General features: G+C 69.2%; 16 protein-coding genes. 7 read left to right on the forward strand and 9 right to left on the reverse strand.

Annotation, left to right across the window (positions count from 1 at the left end; translation table 11 throughout):
- Window positions 1-122 precede the first annotated feature (122 nt).
- The gene (locus FK531_RS00510) at window positions 123-1,196 is read right to left on the reverse strand and encodes an ABC transporter ATP-binding protein (protein ID WP_142094709.1); all 1,074 of its coding nucleotides are present in this window, start codon (window positions 1,194-1,196) and stop codon (window positions 123-125) included.
- Window positions 1,197-1,398: 202 nt separating this feature from the next.
- On the reverse strand, window positions 1,399-1,878 hold the full coding sequence (locus tag FK531_RS00515) for a nitroreductase family deazaflavin-dependent oxidoreductase (protein WP_142094710.1): 480 nt from the start codon (window positions 1,876-1,878) through the stop codon (window positions 1,399-1,401).
- A gap of 100 nt (window positions 1,879-1,978) precedes the next feature.
- Between FK531_RS00515 and FK531_RS00520 the strand changes: the two genes are divergently transcribed.
- The 3 genes from FK531_RS00520 to FK531_RS00530 all read left to right on the forward strand — a co-directional run bounded on the left by FK531_RS00520 (window position 1,979) and on the right by FK531_RS00530 (window position 5,405).
- Window positions 1,979-2,773 carry an LLM class F420-dependent oxidoreductase gene (locus FK531_RS00520; protein WP_142094711.1) on the forward strand — a complete coding sequence of 265 codons (795 nt, stop codon included), beginning with the start codon at window positions 1,979-1,981 and terminating at the stop codon, window positions 2,771-2,773.
- A 110-nt stretch (window positions 2,774-2,883) separates the two neighbouring features.
- Window positions 2,884-4,632 carry an ABC transporter substrate-binding protein/permease gene (locus FK531_RS00525; protein ID WP_435531007.1) on the forward strand — a complete coding sequence of 583 codons (1,749 nt, stop codon included), beginning with the start codon at window positions 2,884-2,886 and terminating at the stop codon, window positions 4,630-4,632.
- Window positions 4,633-4,634: 2 nt separating this feature from the next.
- Complete coding sequence (locus FK531_RS00530) at window positions 4,635-5,405, forward strand: amino acid ABC transporter ATP-binding protein (protein WP_142094713.1); 771 nt, start codon at window positions 4,635-4,637, stop codon at window positions 5,403-5,405.
- 69 nt (window positions 5,406-5,474) lie between these two features.
- Here the strand turns inward: FK531_RS00530 and FK531_RS00535 are convergent, their stop codons facing one another.
- The 6 genes from FK531_RS00535 to FK531_RS00560 all read right to left on the reverse strand — a co-directional run bounded on the left by FK531_RS00535 (window position 5,475) and on the right by FK531_RS00560 (window position 12,617).
- Window positions 5,475-6,764, reverse strand: a complete 1,290-nt coding sequence (locus FK531_RS00535; RefSeq protein ID WP_142094714.1) for a DUF2254 domain-containing protein — start codon at window positions 6,762-6,764, stop codon at window positions 5,475-5,477.
- A 45-nt stretch (window positions 6,765-6,809) separates the two neighbouring features.
- Entirely contained in the window at window positions 6,810-7,550 is a 741-nt protein-coding gene (locus FK531_RS00540) for a glycoside hydrolase family 25 protein (protein ID WP_142094715.1), read from the reverse strand.
- A 54-nt stretch (window positions 7,551-7,604) separates the two neighbouring features.
- Complete coding sequence (ggh, locus tag FK531_RS00545) at window positions 7,605-8,945, reverse strand: glucosylglycerate hydrolase (protein ID WP_142094716.1); 1,341 nt, start codon at window positions 8,943-8,945, stop codon at window positions 7,605-7,607.
- 72 nt (window positions 8,946-9,017) lie between these two features.
- Window positions 9,018-9,299 (reverse strand): hypothetical protein, encoded by a 282-nt coding sequence (locus FK531_RS00550; RefSeq protein ID WP_142094717.1) that lies wholly within the window; start codon window positions 9,297-9,299, stop codon window positions 9,018-9,020.
- A gap of 169 nt (window positions 9,300-9,468) precedes the next feature.
- Complete coding sequence (locus FK531_RS00555) at window positions 9,469-10,983, reverse strand: aldehyde dehydrogenase family protein (protein ID WP_142094718.1); 1,515 nt, start codon at window positions 10,981-10,983, stop codon at window positions 9,469-9,471.
- Window positions 10,984-11,012: 29 nt separating this feature from the next.
- The gene (locus FK531_RS00560; protein WP_142094719.1) at window positions 11,013-12,617 is read right to left on the reverse strand and encodes a GMC family oxidoreductase; all 1,605 of its coding nucleotides are present in this window, start codon (window positions 12,615-12,617) and stop codon (window positions 11,013-11,015) included.
- 152 nt (window positions 12,618-12,769) lie between these two features.
- Here FK531_RS00560 and FK531_RS00565 point away from each other — a divergent pair, with 152 nt between their 5' ends.
- Together FK531_RS00565 and FK531_RS00570 are read left to right on the forward strand one after the other, a co-directional pair.
- Complete coding sequence (locus FK531_RS00565) at window positions 12,770-13,435, forward strand: HEAT repeat domain-containing protein (RefSeq protein WP_181762765.1); 666 nt, start codon at window positions 12,770-12,772, stop codon at window positions 13,433-13,435.
- 13 nt (window positions 13,436-13,448) lie between these two features.
- Entirely contained in the window at window positions 13,449-14,486 is a 1,038-nt protein-coding gene (locus tag FK531_RS00570) for a MerR family transcriptional regulator (RefSeq protein ID WP_142094721.1), read from the forward strand.
- A 10-nt stretch (window positions 14,487-14,496) separates the two neighbouring features.
- Here FK531_RS00570 and FK531_RS00575 read toward each other — a convergent pair whose 3' ends face one another.
- Window positions 14,497-18,780: a bifunctional nitrate reductase/sulfite reductase flavoprotein subunit alpha gene (locus tag FK531_RS00575; RefSeq protein WP_142094722.1), complete on the reverse strand. Its 4,284-nt coding sequence runs from the start codon at window positions 18,778-18,780 to the stop codon at window positions 14,497-14,499.
- Between the two features lie 140 nt (window positions 18,781-18,920).
- Between FK531_RS00575 and FK531_RS00580 the strand changes: the two genes are divergently transcribed.
- Both FK531_RS00580 and FK531_RS00585 read left to right on the forward strand, forming a co-directional pair.
- Window positions 18,921-19,889, forward strand: a complete 969-nt coding sequence (locus FK531_RS00580) for an ATP-binding cassette domain-containing protein (protein ID WP_246097741.1) — start codon at window positions 18,921-18,923, stop codon at window positions 19,887-19,889.
- Window positions 19,886-20,674, forward strand: a complete 789-nt coding sequence (locus tag FK531_RS00585; protein ID WP_142094723.1) for an ABC transporter permease — start codon at window positions 19,886-19,888, stop codon at window positions 20,672-20,674. Before FK531_RS00580 ends, FK531_RS00585 begins: the two co-directional genes overlap by 4 nt.
- Window positions 20,675-20,688: the final 14 nt, after the last annotated feature.

The following is a 20,688-nucleotide window of genomic DNA, read 5'->3' on the forward strand; positions in this document are numbered from 1 at the left end:
CGAAAGAGATATCCGGCCCTCGTCGTGCGCCAGCTCCACCGGACCGAGGCATGTGTCGTCGCCTACTGTGGCACGCGAGCGTGCGGAATCCGGTCATTACCCCCGCACTGGATCGGTCAGGTTCACCCCAGCCGGCACCCGTCCGACACCGAGAACAGATGCACCTCGGCGGGATCGACGTGCAGGTTCACCCGGTCGCCCTTCTGCGGCGGCTTGCGCCAGTCCGCCCGCGCTGTGACGGTCTGCGCGGCGCCCGCGACCGCCATGCGGCCGTAGATGTAGGCGTCCGAGCCGAGCTCCTCGACCACGTCCACCTCCATCTCCATGCCGCTGTCGGCGAGCTCGAGGTGCTCCGGGCGGATCCCGAGGACGACCTCCGCGTTGCCGGCGCGGGCGAGAGTGGCGCGGGGCACCGGGATGAGGGTGTCGCCGAGCAGCACTCCGCCGTCAGCGACGGGCACCGTGAACAGGTTCATCGACGGCGAACCCATGAAGCCGGCGACGAAGACGTTCGCGGGCCGGGAGTACAGCTCACGCGGGGCAGCGCACTGCTGCAGGATGCCGTCCTTGAGCACCGCGACCCGGTCGCCCATCGTCATCGCCTCGACCTGGTCGTGGGTGACGTAGACCGTCGTGGTGCCGAGTCGTCGCTGCAACTGCGCGATCTGGGTGCGGGTCTGCACACGCAGCTTGGCGTCGAGGTTGGACAGCGGCTCGTCCATGAGGAACACCTGAGGGCTGCGGACGATCGCCCGGCCCATCGCGACGCGCTGGCGCTGACCGCCCGAGAGTGCCTTCGGCTTGCGGTCGAGGTACTGCGACAGGTCGAGCATCTTCGCGGTCTCCTCGACCCGCTGGCGGATCTCGGCCTTCGGCGTCTTCGCCAGCTTGAGCGCGAAACCCATGTTCTCGGCGACCGACATGTGCGGGTACAGCGCGTAGTTCTGGAACACCATCGCAATGTCGCGGTCCTTCGGCTCGGACGCGGTCACGTCCCGGTCGCCGATCAGGATGCGGCCCGAGTGCACGTCCTCGAGGCCGGCCAGCATCCGCAGCGAGGTGGACTTGCCGCACCCCGACGGCCCGACCAGGACGAGGAACTCGCCGTCCTCGATGTGCAAGTCGAGCCGGTCCACCGCGGGGGTGTCCGAACCGGGGAACAGGCAGGTGGTGGAGTCGTAGGTGACTGTCGCCATGGGTGTTCGTCGATCCCTTCACCGGCAGGAACGTGCCGGACGATCCGAGTTGAGGGTGGTCCGGCGCAGAGTATCGCAAAGTCCGAGGCGGCCCTGACGAGCGCTTCGCGCGCGGCACACAGGTTCTGTCGCCGGCTCATCCCCGCTCGGCGTGCAGCGCGTGTGAGCCGGCGACGAAAGAGGTGTGCGGGTCGCCGACCGATCAGCCCCCGGTCGGCGACAGCCGCACGAAGGGAATGCGACGGCCCGCCGCGAGGAAGTCGGCCCGGCTGCCGTCCACCTCGAAGCCCATCAGCTTGCACAGCGCCCGGCCCGCCCGCGGATGCCTGCCCGCGTACCGCGCCATCAACTCCGCCCCCTCGTCGACCCCGATGGGCGAGGCGTGCACGGCGAGGACGCGGCGCCCGACCTGGGCGGTCGTGTCCGGTGCGGCGAGCAGGTTCCGGTACCAGTCGGACTTGGTGCCGAATCCGGACGCCAGCACGTAGCTGCGGTCGGGCGAGTGCTCGACCACCTCGAGCACCACCTGACGCGGGCGTCCGGACTTGCGGCCGCGGTGGTGCAACAGCAGGAAACGACCGCCGAGCAGCCACCCGAGGTGGGCCCGGTACAGGCCGATCGGTAGTCGGGCGAGGGTGCGGCGGACCCCCGCCGGCGGTCCGGGTTCACTGACGACCTTCACTGTGGCCCCCTTGTCCAGAGCACTGCGTGACTCGACTGCGATCGGGTCCTTCCCGGACTACCGTTGGCCTTGGCTCACCTCGACGTCAAGGGAGTGGCACATGACTCGCCCGGTTCGCATCGGTTTCCAACTCCAGCCGCAGCAGGCCCCCGACTACGCCCTGATCCGCGATGCGGTGCTGCGCGCGGAGGATCTCGGCGTCGACATCGTCTTCAACTGGGACCACTTCTTTCCCCTCTACGGCGATCCCGACGGCGCGCATTTCGAGTGCTGGACGATGCTCGGCGCGTGGGCGGAGCAGACCGAGCGCGTCGAGATCGGCGCCCTGGTGTCCGGCGGCGGCTACCGCAACCCGGACCTGTTGGCGGACATGGCCCGCACCGTCGACCACATCAGCGGCGGCCGGCTGATCCTCGGCATCGGCGGCGGCTGGTTCGAGAAGGACTACGACCGGTACGGCTACGAATTCGGTACCGCCGGAACGCGTTTGCGCCTGCTCGGCGACAACCTGGCCCGCATTGCGAGCCGACTGCGCGAACTCAACCCGGCCCCTACCCGGCACATCCCAATCCTGATCGGCGGTGGCGGCGAGCGCAAGACGCTGCGCCTGGTGGCCGAGTACGCCGACATCTGGCACAGCTTCGCCGACCTCGACGCGCTCGTGCACAAGTCCGAGGTGCTGGCCTCGCACTGCGCCGACGTCGGACGCGAGCCCGGCCGCATCGAACGATCGGTGGCATGGCCCGGCCGCGACACCGCGCCGGCCTTCCTCCAGGCCGGGGCGACCCTGTTCACGGTCAGCGCGGGCGGCCCCGACTACGACCTGACCGCACTCGCCGACGCGGTCCGCTGGCGCGACGAGCGTTATCCCGAGCCGCTCGCCGGCCTGGCCTGACGAGTCCGGCACCCCACGCTCGGATCCCGGTGCCGGGCGTCGACCGGGACTAGGCTCCACCCATGCTGCGGTCACGTTCGGTGAAGGCATGGGTCCTGGCGGTGCTCGCGATGCTGCTCGCTGTCGCCGCCGCCGGGTGCGGCAGTCAGAACGGCTCGACGACCGACCTGTGCTCGCCGCCCGGCATCGGCAGCGCGGCGGCGGCACCGACGAACCTCGACGCTGCCGCGGCCGCCGCGGGCGAGGACCGCTACACCACCGCGACGACCAAGCCCCTCGACCAGATCGACGTGGGCGCCCTCGGCCTGATCACCCCCGGCAAGATCAGCGTCGGCACGCTGTCCGACGCCCCGCCGAGCATCTGCGTCAACTCCGCTGGCACCTTCACCGGGTTCGACAACGAACTGCTCCGAGCGATCGCAGACAAGCTGGGACTGCGAATCGAGTTCTCGGGCACCGAGTTCGCCGGTCTGCTCTCCCAGGTCGCGAACAAGCGCTTCGACGTCGGCTCGTCCTCCATCACCACCACCGACGAGCGACGCCGGACGGTCGGGTTCACCAACGGCTACGACTTCGGCTACTTCTCGCTGGTTGCGCCGAACGGCGGTAAGGTGCACGGCTTTTCGGACCTCAACGCGGGTACCCGGATCGGTGTCGTGCAGGGCACGGTGCAGGACGACTATGTCGTGAACACCCTCAAGCTGGACCCGGTGAAGTTCCCCGACTACAACACCGCGTACGCGAACCTGAAGTCGGGACAGATCGACGCCTGGGTCGCCCCGTCCCAGCAGGCCGAGGGTGCGATCAAGCCGGGCGACGCGACGTCGATCGTGCAGAACACCTTCAGCCTCAACAACTTCGTGGGCTGGGCGGTGAACAAGGGCAACCAGCCGCTCATCGACGCCCTCAACTCCGGACTGGACGCGGTGATCGCTGACGGCACATGGTCCAGGCTGTACTCGGAGTGGGTGCCGCGACAGCTGCCGACCGGCTGGAAGCCCGGCAGCAAGGCCGAACCTGCACCCCAGCTGCCCGACTTCGCCGCGCTCGCGGCCCAGCACGCGCAGCAGAACCCGACCGGCGAGCAGGCGCAACAGAAGTCGACTCTCGCGCAACTGGGCGACACCTTCTTCGACTGGGACCTGTACCGCAAGGCGATCCCCGACCTGTTCAAGACCGGACTGCCGAACACGGTGATCCTCGCCGTGACTTCCGGTGTGGTCGGCACCGTGCTCGGCATGCTTCTCGCGGTCGCGGGCATCTCTCGCACCCGCTGGTTGCGCTGGCCGGCCCGGGTCTACACGGACGTCTTCCGAGGCCTGCCGGCGGTGGTCATCATCCTCATCGTCGGGCTCGGGGTCGGACCGGTGGTCAAGGGGCTGACCGGCAACAATCCGTACTGGCTAGGTGCCGCGGCACTGTCGCTGCTGGCGGCCGCGTACATCGGCGAGATCTTCCGGTCCGGCATCCAGAGCGTGGAGCCGGGTCAGCTCGAGGCGGCGCGGGCGATCGGCTTCAGCCACCGCCGGGCGATGAACCTGGTGGTCATCCCGCAGGGCGTGCGGCGAGTGCTGCCCGCGCTGATGAACCAGTTCATCTCGCTGATCAAGGACTCGTCGCTGATCTACTTCCTCGGGCTGCTCGCCACCCAACGCGAATTGTTCGCGGTGGGACGGGATCTGAACGCGCAGACGGGCAATCTGTCGCCACTGGTCGCGGCGGGCCTGTTCTACCTGGTGCTGACGATTCCGCTGACCCACCTGGTGAACTACATCGACAAGCGGCTCCGGACCGGCAAGTCCGACACCTCGGGCACCCTCGATCCGCTCGACCAAGCCATCGTCGTGGAGAGGGGATAGCGGTGACCACTGCCGTCACGTCCGGATCGACCGACCCGACACCCGCCGCCTCCGGCTCGCTCAGCGGCACCGACCTGCACCTGTCGTTCGGGAAGAACAAGGTGTTGCGCGGGGTCGACATTCACGTCGACGCCGGTAAGACCACCTCGGTGATCGGGCCGTCCGGGTCCGGCAAGTCGACGCTGCTGCGGGTGCTCAATCGCCTGCACGAACCGGAGCAGGGCGACATCCTGATCGACGGGCGGTCGGTACTCGCCGACAACCCGGACCAGCTGCGGCAGCGAATCGGCATGGTGTTCCAGCACTTCAACCTGTTCCCGCACCGCACCGTGCTCGACAACGTCGCGCTCGGGCCCCGCAAGCTCCGCGGACTGTCCAAGGAACAGGCCCGCGCGGCGGCGCTCGAGCAACTCGAACTGGTCGGACTGCGACAGAAGGCCGAGTCCCGGCCCGCGAACCTGTCCGGCGGCCAGCAGCAGCGGGTCGCAATCGCCCGTGCGCTGGCCATGAAGCCGGAGATCATGTTCTTCGACGAGGCCACCTCGGCGCTGGACCCGGAACTGGTCAAGGGCGTGCTCGCGCTGATGGCGGACCTCGCCTCGACCGGTATGTCGATGATCGTCGTGACCCACGAGATGGGTTTCGCTCGAACGGTTTCCGACACCGTCGTGTTCATGGACCGGGGGGTGGTCGTGGAGACGGGCAAGCCCGAGGCGCTGTTCGACGACCCGCAGACCGACCGGTTGCAGGCGTTCCTCTCGCAGGTGCTGTAGGCGGCTCCGCCGCCCGTGCGCGCGGTTCACCCCGGTTGGGGTACTTTGCGCGCACAGTTCGGAGGTCGCCTACAGCTGTGCGCGGAGCGCGCCCGCCGCGGCGGCGACAGCAGTCAGGTCGGCCGGCTGCACTATCTCGCGCGTCCCGTCCTGTTCGAGCAGGCTCAGCTGGTGCCCGATCGCCGCGCGGCGACCGTCGTCGGCCGTCGCGGCCGTGCAGTCCCGCAGCAGCTGGACGAGTGCGAGCAGGACCGTGGGCTCACGCGCGCCGTACCGCCTGATCTGAGCGCAGGTCAGGTCGAGGTAGTCGGCGAAGCTGTACGCCGGCACACCGACGGTGTCACCGTCCGAACCGGCGGGAAGGACCAGCGGACCGAGCTCGCGGCGGGACAGCGAGACCATGATCCCGCTCAGGTGGTCGACCGCCTGCACCGCCGTGTACGGATCGTTCACGGCCGGGGACAACGCCTTTGACGCGACATCGACCAGCTGACGCAGGCCGAACGCGGCATCCTGCTCCAGGGTCCGCTCGAACCCGATTCGGACAGCCCGTTCGACTGTGCGTCCCACTTCGGACAGGTCCGCGACCGGACCGGACCTGCTCCACACCCAGGCGAGCGGTGTGCTGCCCGCGGTGATGTGGTCGCCGACCCGCGGCGCAATCCGAACGGTGACCGCGTGCCGCGCGGCGAGCGGGACCATCGCGCCGGGGTGCACGGTCTGCACGTAGCCGGTGTGTGCGGACACGATCACGGTCGCCGACTCCGGCACTGCGGGCAACCCCGCGTCCGACACCGCGGGCAACCCGCGTCGCACGACGTCGCGTGTGCCCCGCTCCACGTTCCGCATGATGTCGTCGATCTGCAGCGAGTGCGTCAGGTGGTGTATCTCGTACACCAGCGCGGCCAGGCTCAGGAACAGCAGCACGATCGCCCAACTCACCGCCAGCCGCGGATAGTCGGCAGTGCGGCTCCCGGCGGAGACGCCGACCGTGTACAGGCCCGCGATGCTGTAGGCGAAGGTGGCGACGAAGACGCTGAGCACCAACTGATTCGACCGGTCGCGCAGGAAGTTCCGCAGGATCCGCGGCGAGAACTGCGTCGACGACAACTGCAGGGCCACCACGGTGAGCCCCAAGATGAGGGCGATGACGGTGATCATCGTTCCCGCGATGCCGATCAGCAGGGTGCGGGCGTCGTCCGGTGTGCCCTGGAAGGCGAGCCGGTGCAGCCAGGCGCCCGGCTGCGGATTCAGGGTCGACAGGATCGACCCGAGCACCAACGCGATCACCACCGCGATCGCCGGCAGCACCCACAGTGCGCCGCGCAGGTACTCCCAGGCAGCCTCGCGCCTCAGCACCCTGAAAAGCCTACGCCGGGCGGGCGCCCCGGCCCGGCGGTTCGGTCAGCTACCGAACGGATTCGAGAAGTTGTCGATCGACCCGAGCCGGCCGCTGTAGTAGTTGAGGTCGACGTTGCCGTTCACGCCGGGAATCTGGCCCGTGCTGGTGTACTGCCAGAACGTCCAGTCGCGCCAGCCGCCGGGCAGGGGACCGGGCGCGTTCTGCCCGTTGTAGTCGGCGATCCACAGCGGGTAGTTGGCGAACTCGGTGGTGTTGGCCATCGCGGTGCGCCAGAAGTTCGGGTACGTGTAGATGATCGGCTGTCGGCCGGTGAGCGCCTGCACCGAGTTCAGGTAGCGGTGGGTCCAGTCGATCACCGCCGCTGGCGGCAGACCCTTGGTGTCCTCGAGGTCGAGCACCGGCGGCAGGCCGCCACCGACGATCGGGAATGCGGTACCCGCGAAGAAGGCGGCCTGCGCCTCGGGCGACTGCGAGACGTCGGCGTAGTGGTACGCGCCGCGCGCGACCCCCGCGGCCCGCATGCCGATGCCGTCCTGAATGAAGTACGGGTTGACGTAGCTCAGCCCCTCCGTCGCCTTGACCATCGCGAAGTTGTGGCCCGCCGCCCGCACCGCGAACCAGTTGATGCCCGAGCCGCCCGGGTGCTGCCAGGACGCGACGTCCGGTCCCTTCACCGGTTCCCCGGTCGCCACACCGGGCACGCCGAGGACGAACGCACCCGCCAACAACAGCGGGGCGAGGCGAATCACTTTTCGGGCACGGGCACGGCGCTGCGACGTCATCGCCCGAGACTAAACCGATACCCGTTTCGGGGCAACGAAACTGCGAATGAACACTCAGCCGAGCCAGTCCAGGACCGAGGCGGCGGTCCACGACTGCTGCATGCTGCCGAGGGGTTCTCCGGTGAACGGTTCGTAGTACTCGGCGAAGCTGCCGTCGCTAGCCTGGCGCAGCCCCTCGCTGCGCAGGTGCAGCGACCGCTCCGCCCAACCGCGACGGGCGAACACCCAGGAGAACAGCCACGTCATCACCGGCCACACCGGTCCCCGCCAGTACTCGCGCGGCCGGAAGTCTCCCGACACCGGCGACGTCGACGGCGGCACCGCGTACCTCAGGTCCGGATGCCCGCAGAAGCGCGGCCCCTCGAAGATCCGCAGCAGCGCGCGTTCGGACTCGCGGTCGAGGCCACCGCACAGCAGCGGCGCGAACATCGCGAGCGTCTCGGTGCCGATCCACCGCCCCGTGCGCAGGTCGAAGTCCCGCGCCGCGCCCGAGCGTGGATCGGCGGTCGCGACCACGCCGCCACGGAACCGGGCGGCCCACTCGTGAAGCTCGCGCACGTCCGACCGTGGCGCCGCGTGCTCCTCCCCGATGGTCGCGAGCACCTCGCAGGCCAGCGAGAAGATCGCGCTGACGAAGACGTCCTCGACGGCAAAACTCATGGTGGACACCAGTTCAGCGTCGTCGTAGCGGGCAAGTTTCATTTCCTCGAGCAGCCACAGGTACCGGTCGTACTCGCCGTCGGTGGGCCGCTGCGTGGGGTCGAGGACGACGGCGGTGTCCTCGCGTCGGTAGGCCGGGACGGGGCCCGCGACGACGTTGGCGTAGGAAGCGTCCCATCTGGGCGAGTTGTCCATGCCCGACTCCCAGCCGTGATAGAGCGTCAGCCTCCCCGACTGTTTCGGATCGCGGGCCTCTGCCAGCCACCGGTGCCAGCGGACGAGGTCTGTCCACCGGCGGTCGAGGAACTCCTCGGCGACCGCCCGCGTGCTGCGGCCGTGCCGGCGGGAGTGGTCGAGGATGCGCTGCACCGCGATCGCATGCACGGGCGGCTGGGTGATGCCGGAGGTCCGGGGCGAGGCGGGGGCCGCGGCGGCGAGCGCGGAGCAGGCCCAGCGGTCGGGGCCGGGGAAGTAGCCGTCGACGCCGCCCGCGAACACGATGTGCGGGATCATCCCGTTGCGCCACTGGGCGTCGAGCAGGGTGTCGAGTTCGACCACCGCCCGCTCGACGCTGAGCGGTGCCAGGCCGACCGCCACGAAGGCGGCGTCCCAACTCCACATGTGCGGGTACAGCCGCGGCGCGGCGCTGGTCATCGTGCCCAGGTCGTTACCCCGAAGCAGGTACGCGGCACGGGCCGCGAGCTGCGTCGGGGTGAATCCTGGGTCGGCGGACATTCCCCTAGTCTGCGTCCCCGCCCGGCATTGCGCCCGCCGGGGAGGGTGCGCGTGGCGAGAACGCGACGCGGGTCACCCTGCGGGGCGTTCGACCTCCTCCGACGAGCGGAACACCAGCCGCCCGTCGTCGAGCTTGATCGCCCACCGCCGCGCGTGCGCCCAGTCGCGGCCGTAGTCGGCGTCGTCTGCCAGGCTGCCGGCGAAGTCATCGACGATCACCCCGGGCTGCTCGGAGGGATCCCCGTCCGGCAGGACCGGATCGGCGCTGGTCACCACCTGGTCCCCGACCGCCAGTGGCTTCGTGGCGGGCGTCGAGCTCGATGCCTTCTTGTCCTTGTCCTTGCCAGATCCCATAGCTCGCGACTTCCTTCCTGATCGGTTGCCCGGCCGTGATCGTCGCGACGACCACGACCTGGCACCGAGGTGGCACCAGTCTCGTAACTAGAATGTAGCTGACGTTGTACCTTTCCGCTGACCGTGGACGGGCGGCGCGCGTCGCTCCCACCCCTCCGGATGCCGACCCTCAGCCACGGCCGTGTCTCAGCGTGGTGAGGGTGGTCAGGATCTTGTCCGTCTTCGCGGTGCGGGTGAAGCTCGTGATGGCCATCAGCGCGGGCATCCGACGGCGTGCAACGGATTTCGCGAACGTGAACTCGCGCAGACCGTCCGGTCCGTGGATCCGGCCGAATCCCGACTGCCCGACCCCACCGAACGGCAGCGACGGAATGGCCGCGAACGCGATCACCGAGTTCACCGCCGTCATCCCGGACCTGATCCGCCGGGCGATTTCCATCCCGCGGCGTTTGCTGAACACCGCGGCGCCGAGTCCGTAGCGCGACGCGTTGGTCAGGCGGACGGCCTCGTCCATGTCGCGGACCTTCGCGACGGTGAGGGTCGGGCCGAACGTCTCCTCGGTGACGGCGATCGAGTCCTCCGGCACGTCGACGAGCACGGTCGGCTGAATCAGCTTCTCGCCCACCGAGTCCGGACCACCCACGACCGCGCGGCCGCCGCGGTCGAGGGCATCGAGAACATGCCTGCGCACCACAGCGGACTGGGTCGGCATGGTCATCGGGCCGATCTGCGCATCCGGGTCGGTGCCCGCCCGAATGGTGGCGGCGAGATCCGTCAGCCGGGCGACGAACGCGTCGTACACACCCTCGTGGACGTACACCCGCTCGGTGCCCACACACGTCTGCCCGGCGTTCGACATCCCACCCCACAGCGCCGCGTCGACAGCAGCATCGAGGTCCGCGTCGGCGTCGACCAGCAGCGCGTCCTTGCCGCCCGCCTCGATCACCACCGGGGTGAGGGTGTCGGCACAGGCGGCCATCACCTTCTTACCGGTGGCGGTCGACCCGGTGAAGGCCAGTTTGTCGACGCCCGAACGGCACAGCGCCTCGCCGGTGGCGCCGAGGCCGGTGACCAACTGCAGGACCGGGTGGTCCGGCACGGCCTGGGTGAAGGTGTCGACCAGCCAGGCCCCCACACCGGGTGTGAACTCGCTGGGCTTGAACACCACCGCGTTGCCGGCGGCCAGGGCATAGGCGATCGAACCCATCGGCGTGAACACCGGGTAGTTCCACGGGCCGATGACCCCGACCACCCCGAGCGGCAGGTACTCGACCGTCGCGGCATGGTCGATCATGTCCATTCCCGACGGAACACGCTTGCGGCCCAGCACCTTCGGAGCGTTCTTGGCCGCCCAGGTGAGATGTCCGATGGCCATCACGGCCTCGAGTTGCGCGTCGGAGTGCGGCTTGCCGGTCTCCGCGCGCATGACGTCCGCCAGCTGCGCGATCCGCCGGGTGATCACCCCCGCCCAGGCGTCCAGGTGGGTGCGCCGCTGCGCGAAGGTGAGGCCCGACCACCACTGTGCGGCCTCCCGCGCCCGCGCGACCGCGGCATCGACGGCCGCGGTGTCGGCGATCGGGTGGGTGCCCACGACCTCGCCGGTCGCCGGATCGAGGGAATCGAAAGCATCGGGGGCGGAATGGGTTCCGCCGGTGCCCGGGGTTCCGGTCTCCAGAGTGGTCATCGCATGTCCTTCGATTCGAGGCGGGTGGGTCAGCGGTCGCCGCGAATGAGGTCGGCGGCCTTCTCGGCGATCATGATGGTGGGGGCGTTGGTGTTTCCCCGGGTGACGGTCGGCATCACCGAGGCGTCGACCACCCGCAGCCCGTCCACCCCGCGCACCCGCAGCTGTGGGTCGACGACAGCGTTCTCCCCGTCGCCCATCGCGCACGTACCGACCGGATGGTAGAGCGTCTGCGTCGTGGCCCGGATGTGTGCGGCGAGCTCGGCGTCGGTGAGCCCGTCCGTCTTGGCGGGCAGGTACGGGCGGTCCAGGAACCCCGCGATCGGAGCCTCGCGCGCGATGTCGAGCAACCGCCGGTGCCCGACGACCATCGCGTCCAGGTCGGCCGGGTCCTCGTAGTACCGGGGGTCGATGTCCGGCCGCCACGTCGGGTCCGACGAACGCAGCCGCAGCCGTCCGCGACTGCCGACGCTGACCAGGGTTGCCGCGGACGTGAAGCCCCGGCCGGGGAAGTCGCGCAGGGCGTTGTCATAGAAACCGGTCGGCGCGACGTGCACCTGCAGGTCCGGCGCGGGCAGGCCGTCTCCGCTGGCGAAGAACGCCCCGACCTCGGCGACGTTCGAGGTGAGCGGGCCGCGGTGGGTGAGCTGCCACTGCGCCAGCCGGGCCGGGGTGGTGAAATCCGTCAGCGCGCTGGTACCCCGGGTGAACCAGATCAGCCCCGCGGCCGGGTGGTCGTGCAGGTTCTCGCCAACGCCCGGCAGGCTCACCGCGACGTCGATGCCCACCTCCCGCAGGTGCTCGGCGGGCCCGATGCCGGAGAGGAGGAGCAACTGAGGGCTGTTGACCGCGCCACCGGAAAGGATCACCTCGACCGAGGCGCGCGCGACGACCTCGTCCCCACCGGACAGGTACCGCACCCCCACGGCCCGGGTACCGCGCAGTACCACCCGCGTCGCCTGCGCCCCGGTGCGCACGGTGAGGTTCGGACGGCCGAGTGCCGGCCGCAGGTAACCGTCCGCGGTGGACCAGCGCCGACCGTTGTGGCAGGTCACCTGGTAGCGGCCCACGCCCTCCTGATCGGCGCCGTTGAAGTCGTCGGTCGGCTTCAACCCGGCAGTGACCGCGGCCGCGACCCAGGCGTCGGACAGTTCGTGGGTGTACCGGCGGTCCTCGACATGCTGCGGGCCGTCGGTGCCGTGACACGGGCCGGACAAACGGGAATTGTGTTCCGCGCGAACGAAATAGGGGAGTACATCGTCGTATCCCCAACCCCGGGCGCCGTGCTCGTCGCGCCAGCCGTCGAAGTCCGCTCGATTGCCACGGATGTAGACCATCGCGTTCATCGAGGAGCACCCACCGAGGGCCTTCATCCTCGGCCAGTACGCCGGCCTGGCATCCATGTGCTTCTGTGGAACGGTCTCGTAGTTCCAGTCCCACTTGGTCTTGAACAGGGACGAGAACGCCGCCGGGATCTTGATCTCGTCGGCATCGTCCTCCCCGCCCGCCTCGAGCAGCAGCACGGAGACGTCGGGATCCTCGGTCAGCCTGGCCGCGAGCACGCAGCCCGCGCTGCCCGCCCCGACGATGACGTAGTTGAACACCGCTTGCTCGAAGTCGTCCTGTTCGGCCACGGCACTCCTCGGCGTCGATGGGGGACGCAGTATGTGACGTGCGTCTCACACCAGGTCCAGTCTATGGACACAGAGGCCCCGCCACACGCTTACGACGCACACGAGGCTTGACCCTCACACTGTGACAAGGACTCGAATGGTCGACGAAGGAGGTGGTTGTCGTGAACACAACCAACCACGGTGGGCCGGGTGCCCACCTCATCGACGCTCTGGACACGGCCGACCCGTCGGGCCGGCTGCGGGCGGCACTCGCCGCAGGCACGCGCCGCGATCCGAGCCTGACGGAGACTCTCGTCGCTCGGTGTGCCGTCGAGCCGGACTTCTTCGTCCGCGACATGCTGACCTGGGCGTTGTGCCGCCTGCCCGCCGAGGTCACGGTGCCCATGCTGATCGACGAGCTCGGATCCGACACCCCACAGGCTCGCAGTCAGGCACTGCACACCCTGTCCAAGATCGGAGACCGGATCGCCTGGCCCGCGGTGTCGGCGCTGCTGCACGACGAGGACGACGAGGTCGCGCGCAGCGCGTGGCGGGCAGCGACGGCACTCGTGCCGCCCGGCAGCGAGGCACTGCTGGCCGACAACCTGGTGACCGAGCTCGGACGCGGTGACCACCCCGTGCAGCTCAGCCTGAGCCGTGCGCTGGCGGCCCTCGGGGAACCTTCCCTGGCGGTCCTCGACGCAGCCGAGTCGAGTCCCGATGCGCGGATTCGTGCGCACGCCGAGGCCACAGCGCAGCTCTGCCGCGACCCCGACAGCGGGTTCACCCTGTCGCTCGAGATGGCCAAGCGGGTCGCGGTCGCCGGCCCGGACACGTAGTGGGGGAGACGGGATGTTGATCGGTGAGGTCTCACGGCGGACCGGCGTCAGCACGCGGATGTTGCGTCACTACGACTCGTTGGGACTGGTGAAGCCCACCGGGCGCACGACGGGCGGGTACCGCGAGTACTCCGCCGACGACATCCGCCGGCTCTTCCACGTGGAGAGCCTGAGGACTCTCGGGCTGTCGCTGAACGAGGCCATGCGTGCACTGGACGAACCCGATTTCGCCCCGGCCGATCTGGTGGGAGACCTCATACGACACACGCGCCGGCGCATCGCTGCCGAGGCGGAACTGCTCACGAAGCTCGAACACGTCGACGCCGCGTCACCGGCGGAATGGGACGATGTCCTGCGGATCGTCACGCTGTTGCGAGCGCTCGAATCGAACTCGGCGGCCCGCCGTCAACAGGCGATCCTGGCTCAGGACGGGACGGTGTCGCTGCCCGTCGAAGTGCTCGTCGAGGCGGTGTTGTCGGAGGACGACCCCAATGTGGCGGGAGCGCTGCACTGGTCGTTGGCGAGGGCCGCCGATCCGGGGGTGACAGCGCTGGCGCACGGTCTCGACTCGGAGACGGTGGACGTCCGACGTCGCGCCACCGCCGCGTTGGCGGCAGTGCACACCGCCGAGGCGGCGGTCCACCTGAGACGAGCACTCGACGATTCGGACGCCACGGTCCGCGGACGTGCGGCGCTCGCTCTCGGCTCGCGCGGAGACATCGACTCGATGCCCGCCCTCCTCGAGATGGTTGTCGAGGGGCGACGCGATGTCGAGGCTGCCGAGGTCCTGGGCGGTCTGACCGAGCTGTCACCCTCGGCCGACGACCTCGTCGCAGTCATGCAGGACAGGCTCGACAACACGTCCGACGCGGCGACGCGGTTGCGGATCACGCAGGCCCTCGCGGAGATTCCCGGCACCGCGGCACGAGCGGCCCTCGGCCTGCTGGCCCACGACGGTGACCGGACGATCGCGGCCACTGCGGCCGCGATCGTGAACACGCAGGACCACGGACGCAGACGGCGCCGACGATCGGATACCGGAGCGCAGTGAGGAAGGACCCTCAGTAGACGTCGCGTACGTAACGCTTTTCGGCGGCGAGTGCCTTGACGTAGGCCTCGGCACTGCGTGGCGCCAGCCTGCCGTGCTGGGCGACGATGCCGCAGAGTGCCTGGTCAACGTCCTTGGCCATTCGGTTCGCATCGCCGCACACGTAGAAGTGCGCCCCGTTCTGCAGCCATTCCCACAGCAGCGCGCCCCGTTCACGCATTCGATCCTGGACGTAGATCTTCTCGGACTGATCCCGCGAGAACGCCAGGTCGAGTTCGGTGAGAAATCCGTCCGCACGGAGTTCCTCGATCTCGTCGCGGTAGTAGAAGTCGGTGGCGGCGTGCTGTTCTCCGAAGAACAGCCAGTTCGGTCCGTCGTGACCCAACGCGCGTCGCTCGTGCAGGAAGGCGCGGAACGGGGCGATTCCGGTGCCCGGCCCGACCATGATCATCGGCGTGTCCGAATCGGCTGGGGGCCGGAAGTGACGCGACTTCTGCACGAAGATGTCGATGTCGTCATCCTCGGCGTGGTCGGCGAGGTAGGTCGAACACACTCCCCGCCGCGGGATGCCGTGGAGGTTGTACCGAACGGCGGAGACCGTCAGCTGCACCTCGCGGGGGTTCTCCTTGGGGCTCGACGAGATCGAATACAGCCGCGGCTGAAGCGGTTTGAGGACACCGAGCCACTCGTCGACGGACGCGCGGAAGGGGGAACGGGCGAAAAGGTCGAGGGATTGCCGTCCCCACGACCAGTCGTCGAGGAGCGACTTGTTCTCGGGTTTCATCAATTCGGCGAGCTCGTCGTCGCCGGTGCGCTCGTGCGCGAAGCGGAGCAGGTCGTCGGTGATGCGCGTGATCTCGAGGCGATCGACGAGCGCGGAGCGCAGGGTCATCGCGCCGTGCTCGGCCAGCTCGACCGTCCCGTCACCGTCGAGTCCGGTCGCGGAGAGCCACTCGTCGACGAACGGGCGGCTGTTGCGGGCCCACACCCCGAGTGCGTCACCGGCCTCGTACTCGAGGGTGCCTGCCGGCAGGTGGAAACCGAACTGCCGCACGTCTTTCGTCGACCCGGGAAGAGAGAGGGTGACGTTGCGCTTCAGGATGGTGGTCAGTGGCGTCTTCTTGCTGTACTGCGGGGCCGCCGCCGACGGCGCCGCCGCCTGCGTCGTTGGGGTGATCGTCGTCGACGCGGGGGCGGCACCGCCGCCGGGTCCCGAGCTGACGAAGGCGTGTGTGGACTTGAGAGCGTCTGTCACCGCGCTGAGCCACGCGGATGCCGTGTCCTCGTAGTCGGGTTCGCAGTCGACCCGGTCCAGGATGCGGGTGGCGCCGAGCTCGGCCAGCCGGGTGTCGAGTGTGCGTCCGTGGCCGCAGAAGTCGTCGTAGCTGGAGTCACCGAACGCGAGCACGGCGTAGCGGGTGTCGGGCAGGCGAGGCGCCGTGTCGCCGGACAGTGCGTCCCACAGGCCGGCCCCGTTGTCGGGCGCGTCGCCGTCGCCGTAGGTGCTCGTGATCACCAACAACTCCCGGGTTTCCGCGAGATCGGCAGCGGCGAATTCGTCCATGTCGTGCAGCGCCACCGGCAGTCCGGACTCGGCGAGCGCCGTGGCGCAGGTGGCGGCGACCTCCTCTGCGTTGCCGGTCTGCGACGCCCACAGCACCACGATCGGTGCCCGCTCGGGAGCGGGCTCGGCGTCCAGAACCGGGGGTTCGGTCCTGCCGGGAAGATCGACCGGGCCGCCGTCGGGAACCGTTGTACGGGAGAACAATCCGGCCAGGATGCCGTCCACCCACGCCCGGGTGCCGGGATCGAACGGCGCATCGGCCGGCAACACCGGCACGCCCGCGGCGCCGCCGGCGGCGTCGGTGCGCAGCGCGGCGATCAGCCCGGCGAGGTAGCGGCGCTGCAGTGTGCCCGGCTCGGCCGCGGGTTCGTCGGCGACGCCCAAGAGGCCGGCGAGGGTGTCGAGTCGAGCCACACTGATCTCCTGCGTCGAGGGCTGTCCGGTGGTGGCGAGTGACGTGTCCGCCGGGGCTGCGGGGCTCGCGGCGGGTGCCTCGTCCGCGGCGGGGGTCACCTTCGTGAGGGTGACCGCGCAGGCCTTGAATTCGGGCTGCTGCGAATCCGGGTCGACGGCGTCGTTGGTGACGGCGTTGATCGCCAGGTACTCGCCGAAGACGTCGTTCCAGTGGAACGGGGCGAAGCAGTTCCCGGGCCGGACGCGGTCGGTGACAACCACGGGCAGAACGGCGCGTCCGCGACGGGACGCCACCTCGATCCGATCCTTGTCGGTGATGCCGAGGCGCTGCGCATCCTCCGGATGGATCTCGATGAACGGGCCCGGGTTGAGCTTGTTCAGCTTCGCAACCTTGCCGGTCTTCGTCATCGTGTGCCACTGGTGCGCGAGCCGGCCCGTGTTGAGGAGGAACGGGTAGTCGTCGTCGGGCATCTCGGCGGGCAGCATGTGCGGGCGGGCGAAGAACGACGCCCGTCCGCTGGGGGTCGGGAAGGCCAGGCGCGGCGTCGCACCGTCCTCGCGGACCAGAAGCTGTTGGCTCACACCGTCGTTGAGGTAGCGGATCGGGTGGCGGTCGGTGTCGGAACCCGGCGGGCTCGGCCACTGGATCGGAGTCTCGCGCAGCCGCTCGTAGGTGACTCCGCGGAGGTCGTACCCGGTCCTGGGGTTCCAGAACTGTTTGATCTCCTCGAAGACTTCCTCCGCCGAGGAGTAGGTGAAGGCGTCCGCGTAGCCCATCTCGCAGGCGATCCGGGCGATGATCTGCCAGTCCGGGAGGGACTGCCCGACCGGGTCGAGGGCCTGCTGGAACAGGGTGAGGTTGCGTTCCGAGTTGATCATCACGCCGTCCGACTCAGTCCACAGCGCGGCCGGGAGCAGGACGTCGGCGTAGTCGTTGGTCTCGGTGTCGAGGAAGGCGTCCTGGGTGACGACCAGTTCGGCCTTCTCCAGTCCGGCGAGGACGGTCTTGCGGTTGGCCACCGTGGCAACGGGATTGGTGCAGATGATCCAGCAGGCCTTGATCTCACCGTCCGCCATACGGGAGAACATGTCGATCGTGCCGCCGCCGATCTCGGTGCGCAGGGTGCCGCGAGGGATGCCCCATCGGTCTTCGACGAAGTCACGGTCGGCGGCGGACGTCACCGCACGCTGCCCGGGCAGTCCGGGGCCCATGTAGCCCATCTCCCGGCCGCCCATCGCGTTCGGTTGCCCGGTGAGCGAGAAGGGGCCGCTGCCGGGTGTGCAGATCGCGCCGGTGGCCAGGTGCAGGTTGCAGATCGCGTTGGTGTTCCACGTCCCGTGGGTGCTCTGGTTCAGCCCCATCGTCCAGCAGCTCATCCAATTGCCGGCATCACCGATCCACTGCGCAGCGGTGCGGATGTCGGCCTCGGGAATGCCGGTGACCTCGCTGACCCGCTGCGGTGTGTACTCCGAGAGGAAGTCGGGCATCGCGTCCCAGCCTTCGGTGAACTCGGCGATGAACTCGAGGTCGGTGTGTCCGTTCTCGGCGATGAGGTGCAGCAGCCCGTTGAGGAGCGCGAGGTCGGTGCCAGGTGCGATCTGCATGAACAGGTCCGCCTTGTCGGCCGTCGCGCTGCGCCTCGGGTCGACGACGATCAGCTTCGCGCCGGCCTTGACCCGGTCCATCATCCGCAGGAAGAGGATGGGATGGCAGTCGGCCATGTTGGCGCCGATCACGAAGAAGACGTCGGCGTGGTCGAAGTCCTGGTACGAGCCGGGCGGGCCGTCGGCGCCGAGGGACTGCTTGTATCCCGTGCCGGCGCTGGCCATGCACAACCGCGAGTTCGACTCGATCTGATTGGTCCCGATGAACCCCTTGGCCAGCTTGTTCGACAGATACTGCGCTTCGAGGGACATCTGCCCGGACACGTAGAGCGCGACCGCATCGGGTCCGTGCTCGTCGACGATCGCCCGCAATCGCGACGCGGTCTGGGAGATCACGGCGTCCATGTCGGCGGCCTCGATGGGCGCACCCCGCTCCGGCCGTCGGTACGGCGTCTCCATGCGCCCGGGGCCCGCGAGCATGTCGGCGGTCGTCGCACCCTTCGTGCACAGACGCCCGAAGTTCGTCGGGTGCGTCTTCCGGCCCGACGATTTCGCTGCCCGGCGACGCCCGGTCTCCGGGTCCGTGGTGACCTCGAGGACCACCCCGCACCCCACCCCGCAGTAGGCGCACAGCGTCTCCACACTGGTGGTGTCGGATCCCACGTCCACGGTTCGACTCCCTCCGGTCGGTGACACAACGGCTGAGGAGAGCATGGACTGCGGATGTTTCCGAATCTTGGCTCCATTGTTGCGGGGTGATGACGGCCTCGTCTCCGTACGTACGAGCTACGAGTGCGTGGCCGGAACACGGCAGCGGGAAGAAAATGTCGGTGGGGCGGCTTAGTGTGGCCGACATGAGCACCCCCGCCATGATCAGCGTCACGGGTCTCGCCCGGACCTTCACCACCAAGACCGGGCCGGTCGAGGCGGTCAGGGGCATCGACTTCGAGGTTCGCGAGGGCGAGATCCTGGGTCTGCTGGGCCCCAACGGCGCGGGTAAGACGACCACCCTCCGGATGATCAGCACCCTGATCGAGCCGACCGCGGGCGACGCCGTCGTCTCCGGGGCCGACCTGCTGCGGGACCCGCGGCTGGTGCGGTCCCGGATCGGCTACGTCGCGCAGGGCGGTGCCACGCACGACGAGGAACTGGTCATCGACGAGCTGGTCCTGCAGGCCAGGCTCTTCGGGCTGAGCAAGAGATCGGCGGTGGCGAACGCCGAGTCCCTGCTGCACACGCTCGACCTGGACGGCCTCGGCGGACGTAAGTGCAAGCAGCTCTCCGGCGGCCAACGCAGACGGGTCGACATCGCGCTCGGGCTGGTGCACCAGCCCAACCTCATCTACCTCGACGAGCCGACCACCGGCCTCGACCCGCAGAGCCGGGCGAATCTGTGGGACCACATCCGGTCGCTGCGCGAACGCGGCACCACCATCGTGCTGACCACCCACTACCTCGACGAGGCCGACGCCCTGTGCGACCGGATCCTGGTGATGGACCACGGGGAGATCGTCGCCGAGGGGACCCCGGACGAGCTCAAGCGCCGCATCTCCGGCGACGTGATCAGTCTCGAGATCTCGCCCGAGTTGGCCGCCCGCGCGGTCGAGGTGGCCGACGGCGCCCTCGAGCTGCGCTCGCAACTCACCGAGGGTCACCTGGTGCACCTGACCGTGGAGAAGGGTGACGCAGCGGTGGTCCCGCTGCTACATGCACTGCAGTCGGCCGGCATCGTGCCCGGATCGCTGACCGTCAAACGCCCGAGCCTGGACGACGTGTTCCTCACCGTCACGGGCCGCTCTCTCAGGGATGGAGACCAGGGATGACCCTCACCGACACCTTTCCCGTCACCTCGGCGGCACGCGAGACCGGCCTGATCTTCTGGTCGCACCTGCGCGCGAACCTGCGGAACCCGCTGTGGGTGCTGATCGGGCTGAGCCAGCCGATCCTGTACCTGGTGCTGTTCGGTCCGCTGCTCGAGGGCGTCGGCGGCTCGGTCGGCGCGGGCACCGACCCCTGGCTGGTGTTCACCCCCGGCCTGATCATCCAGATCGGCCTGTTCGGGTCGATGTTCGCCGGCTTCTCGATGGTCTACGAGTTGCGCGCCGGGATCATCGAGCGCCAGCGGGTGACCCCCGCCAGCCGGGCCGCACTGCTGCTCGGGCGGGTGCTCAAGGACATGGTGGTGCTGATGGTGCAGGCCACCATCCTGGTGCTGGTCGCGGTGGCGCTGTTCGACCTGCGTCCCAACATCCTCGGATTCGTGCTCACGCTGATCCTCGTCGCGATCATCGCCGCGGGGATGTCGTCCGCCTCGTACGCGCTGGCGCTGGCAACGCGGTCGGAGGACTCGCTGGCCTCGGTGCTGAACATGGTTTCGGTTCCGCTGCTGCTGCTTTCGGGCATCCTGCTGCCGATGACGCTGGGCCCGGGCTGGCTGCAGACCCTCGCGAGAATCAACCCGCTCTCGCACACCGTCGACGCGGCCCGGGCACTGTTTCGCGGCGACTTCGGTTCGTCGGACGTGTACGTCGGAACGGCCGTCACCGTGATCCTCGCGGTGGTGCTCGCGACGATCGGGGCCCGCACGTTCGCCAAGGAGAACGCGTAGCGGTTCCGCTAACG

This window comes from Rhodococcus spelaei (assembly GCF_006704125.1).
Taxonomy (GTDB): Bacteria; Actinomycetota; Actinomycetes; order Mycobacteriales; family Mycobacteriaceae; genus Rhodococcus_G; species Rhodococcus_G spelaei.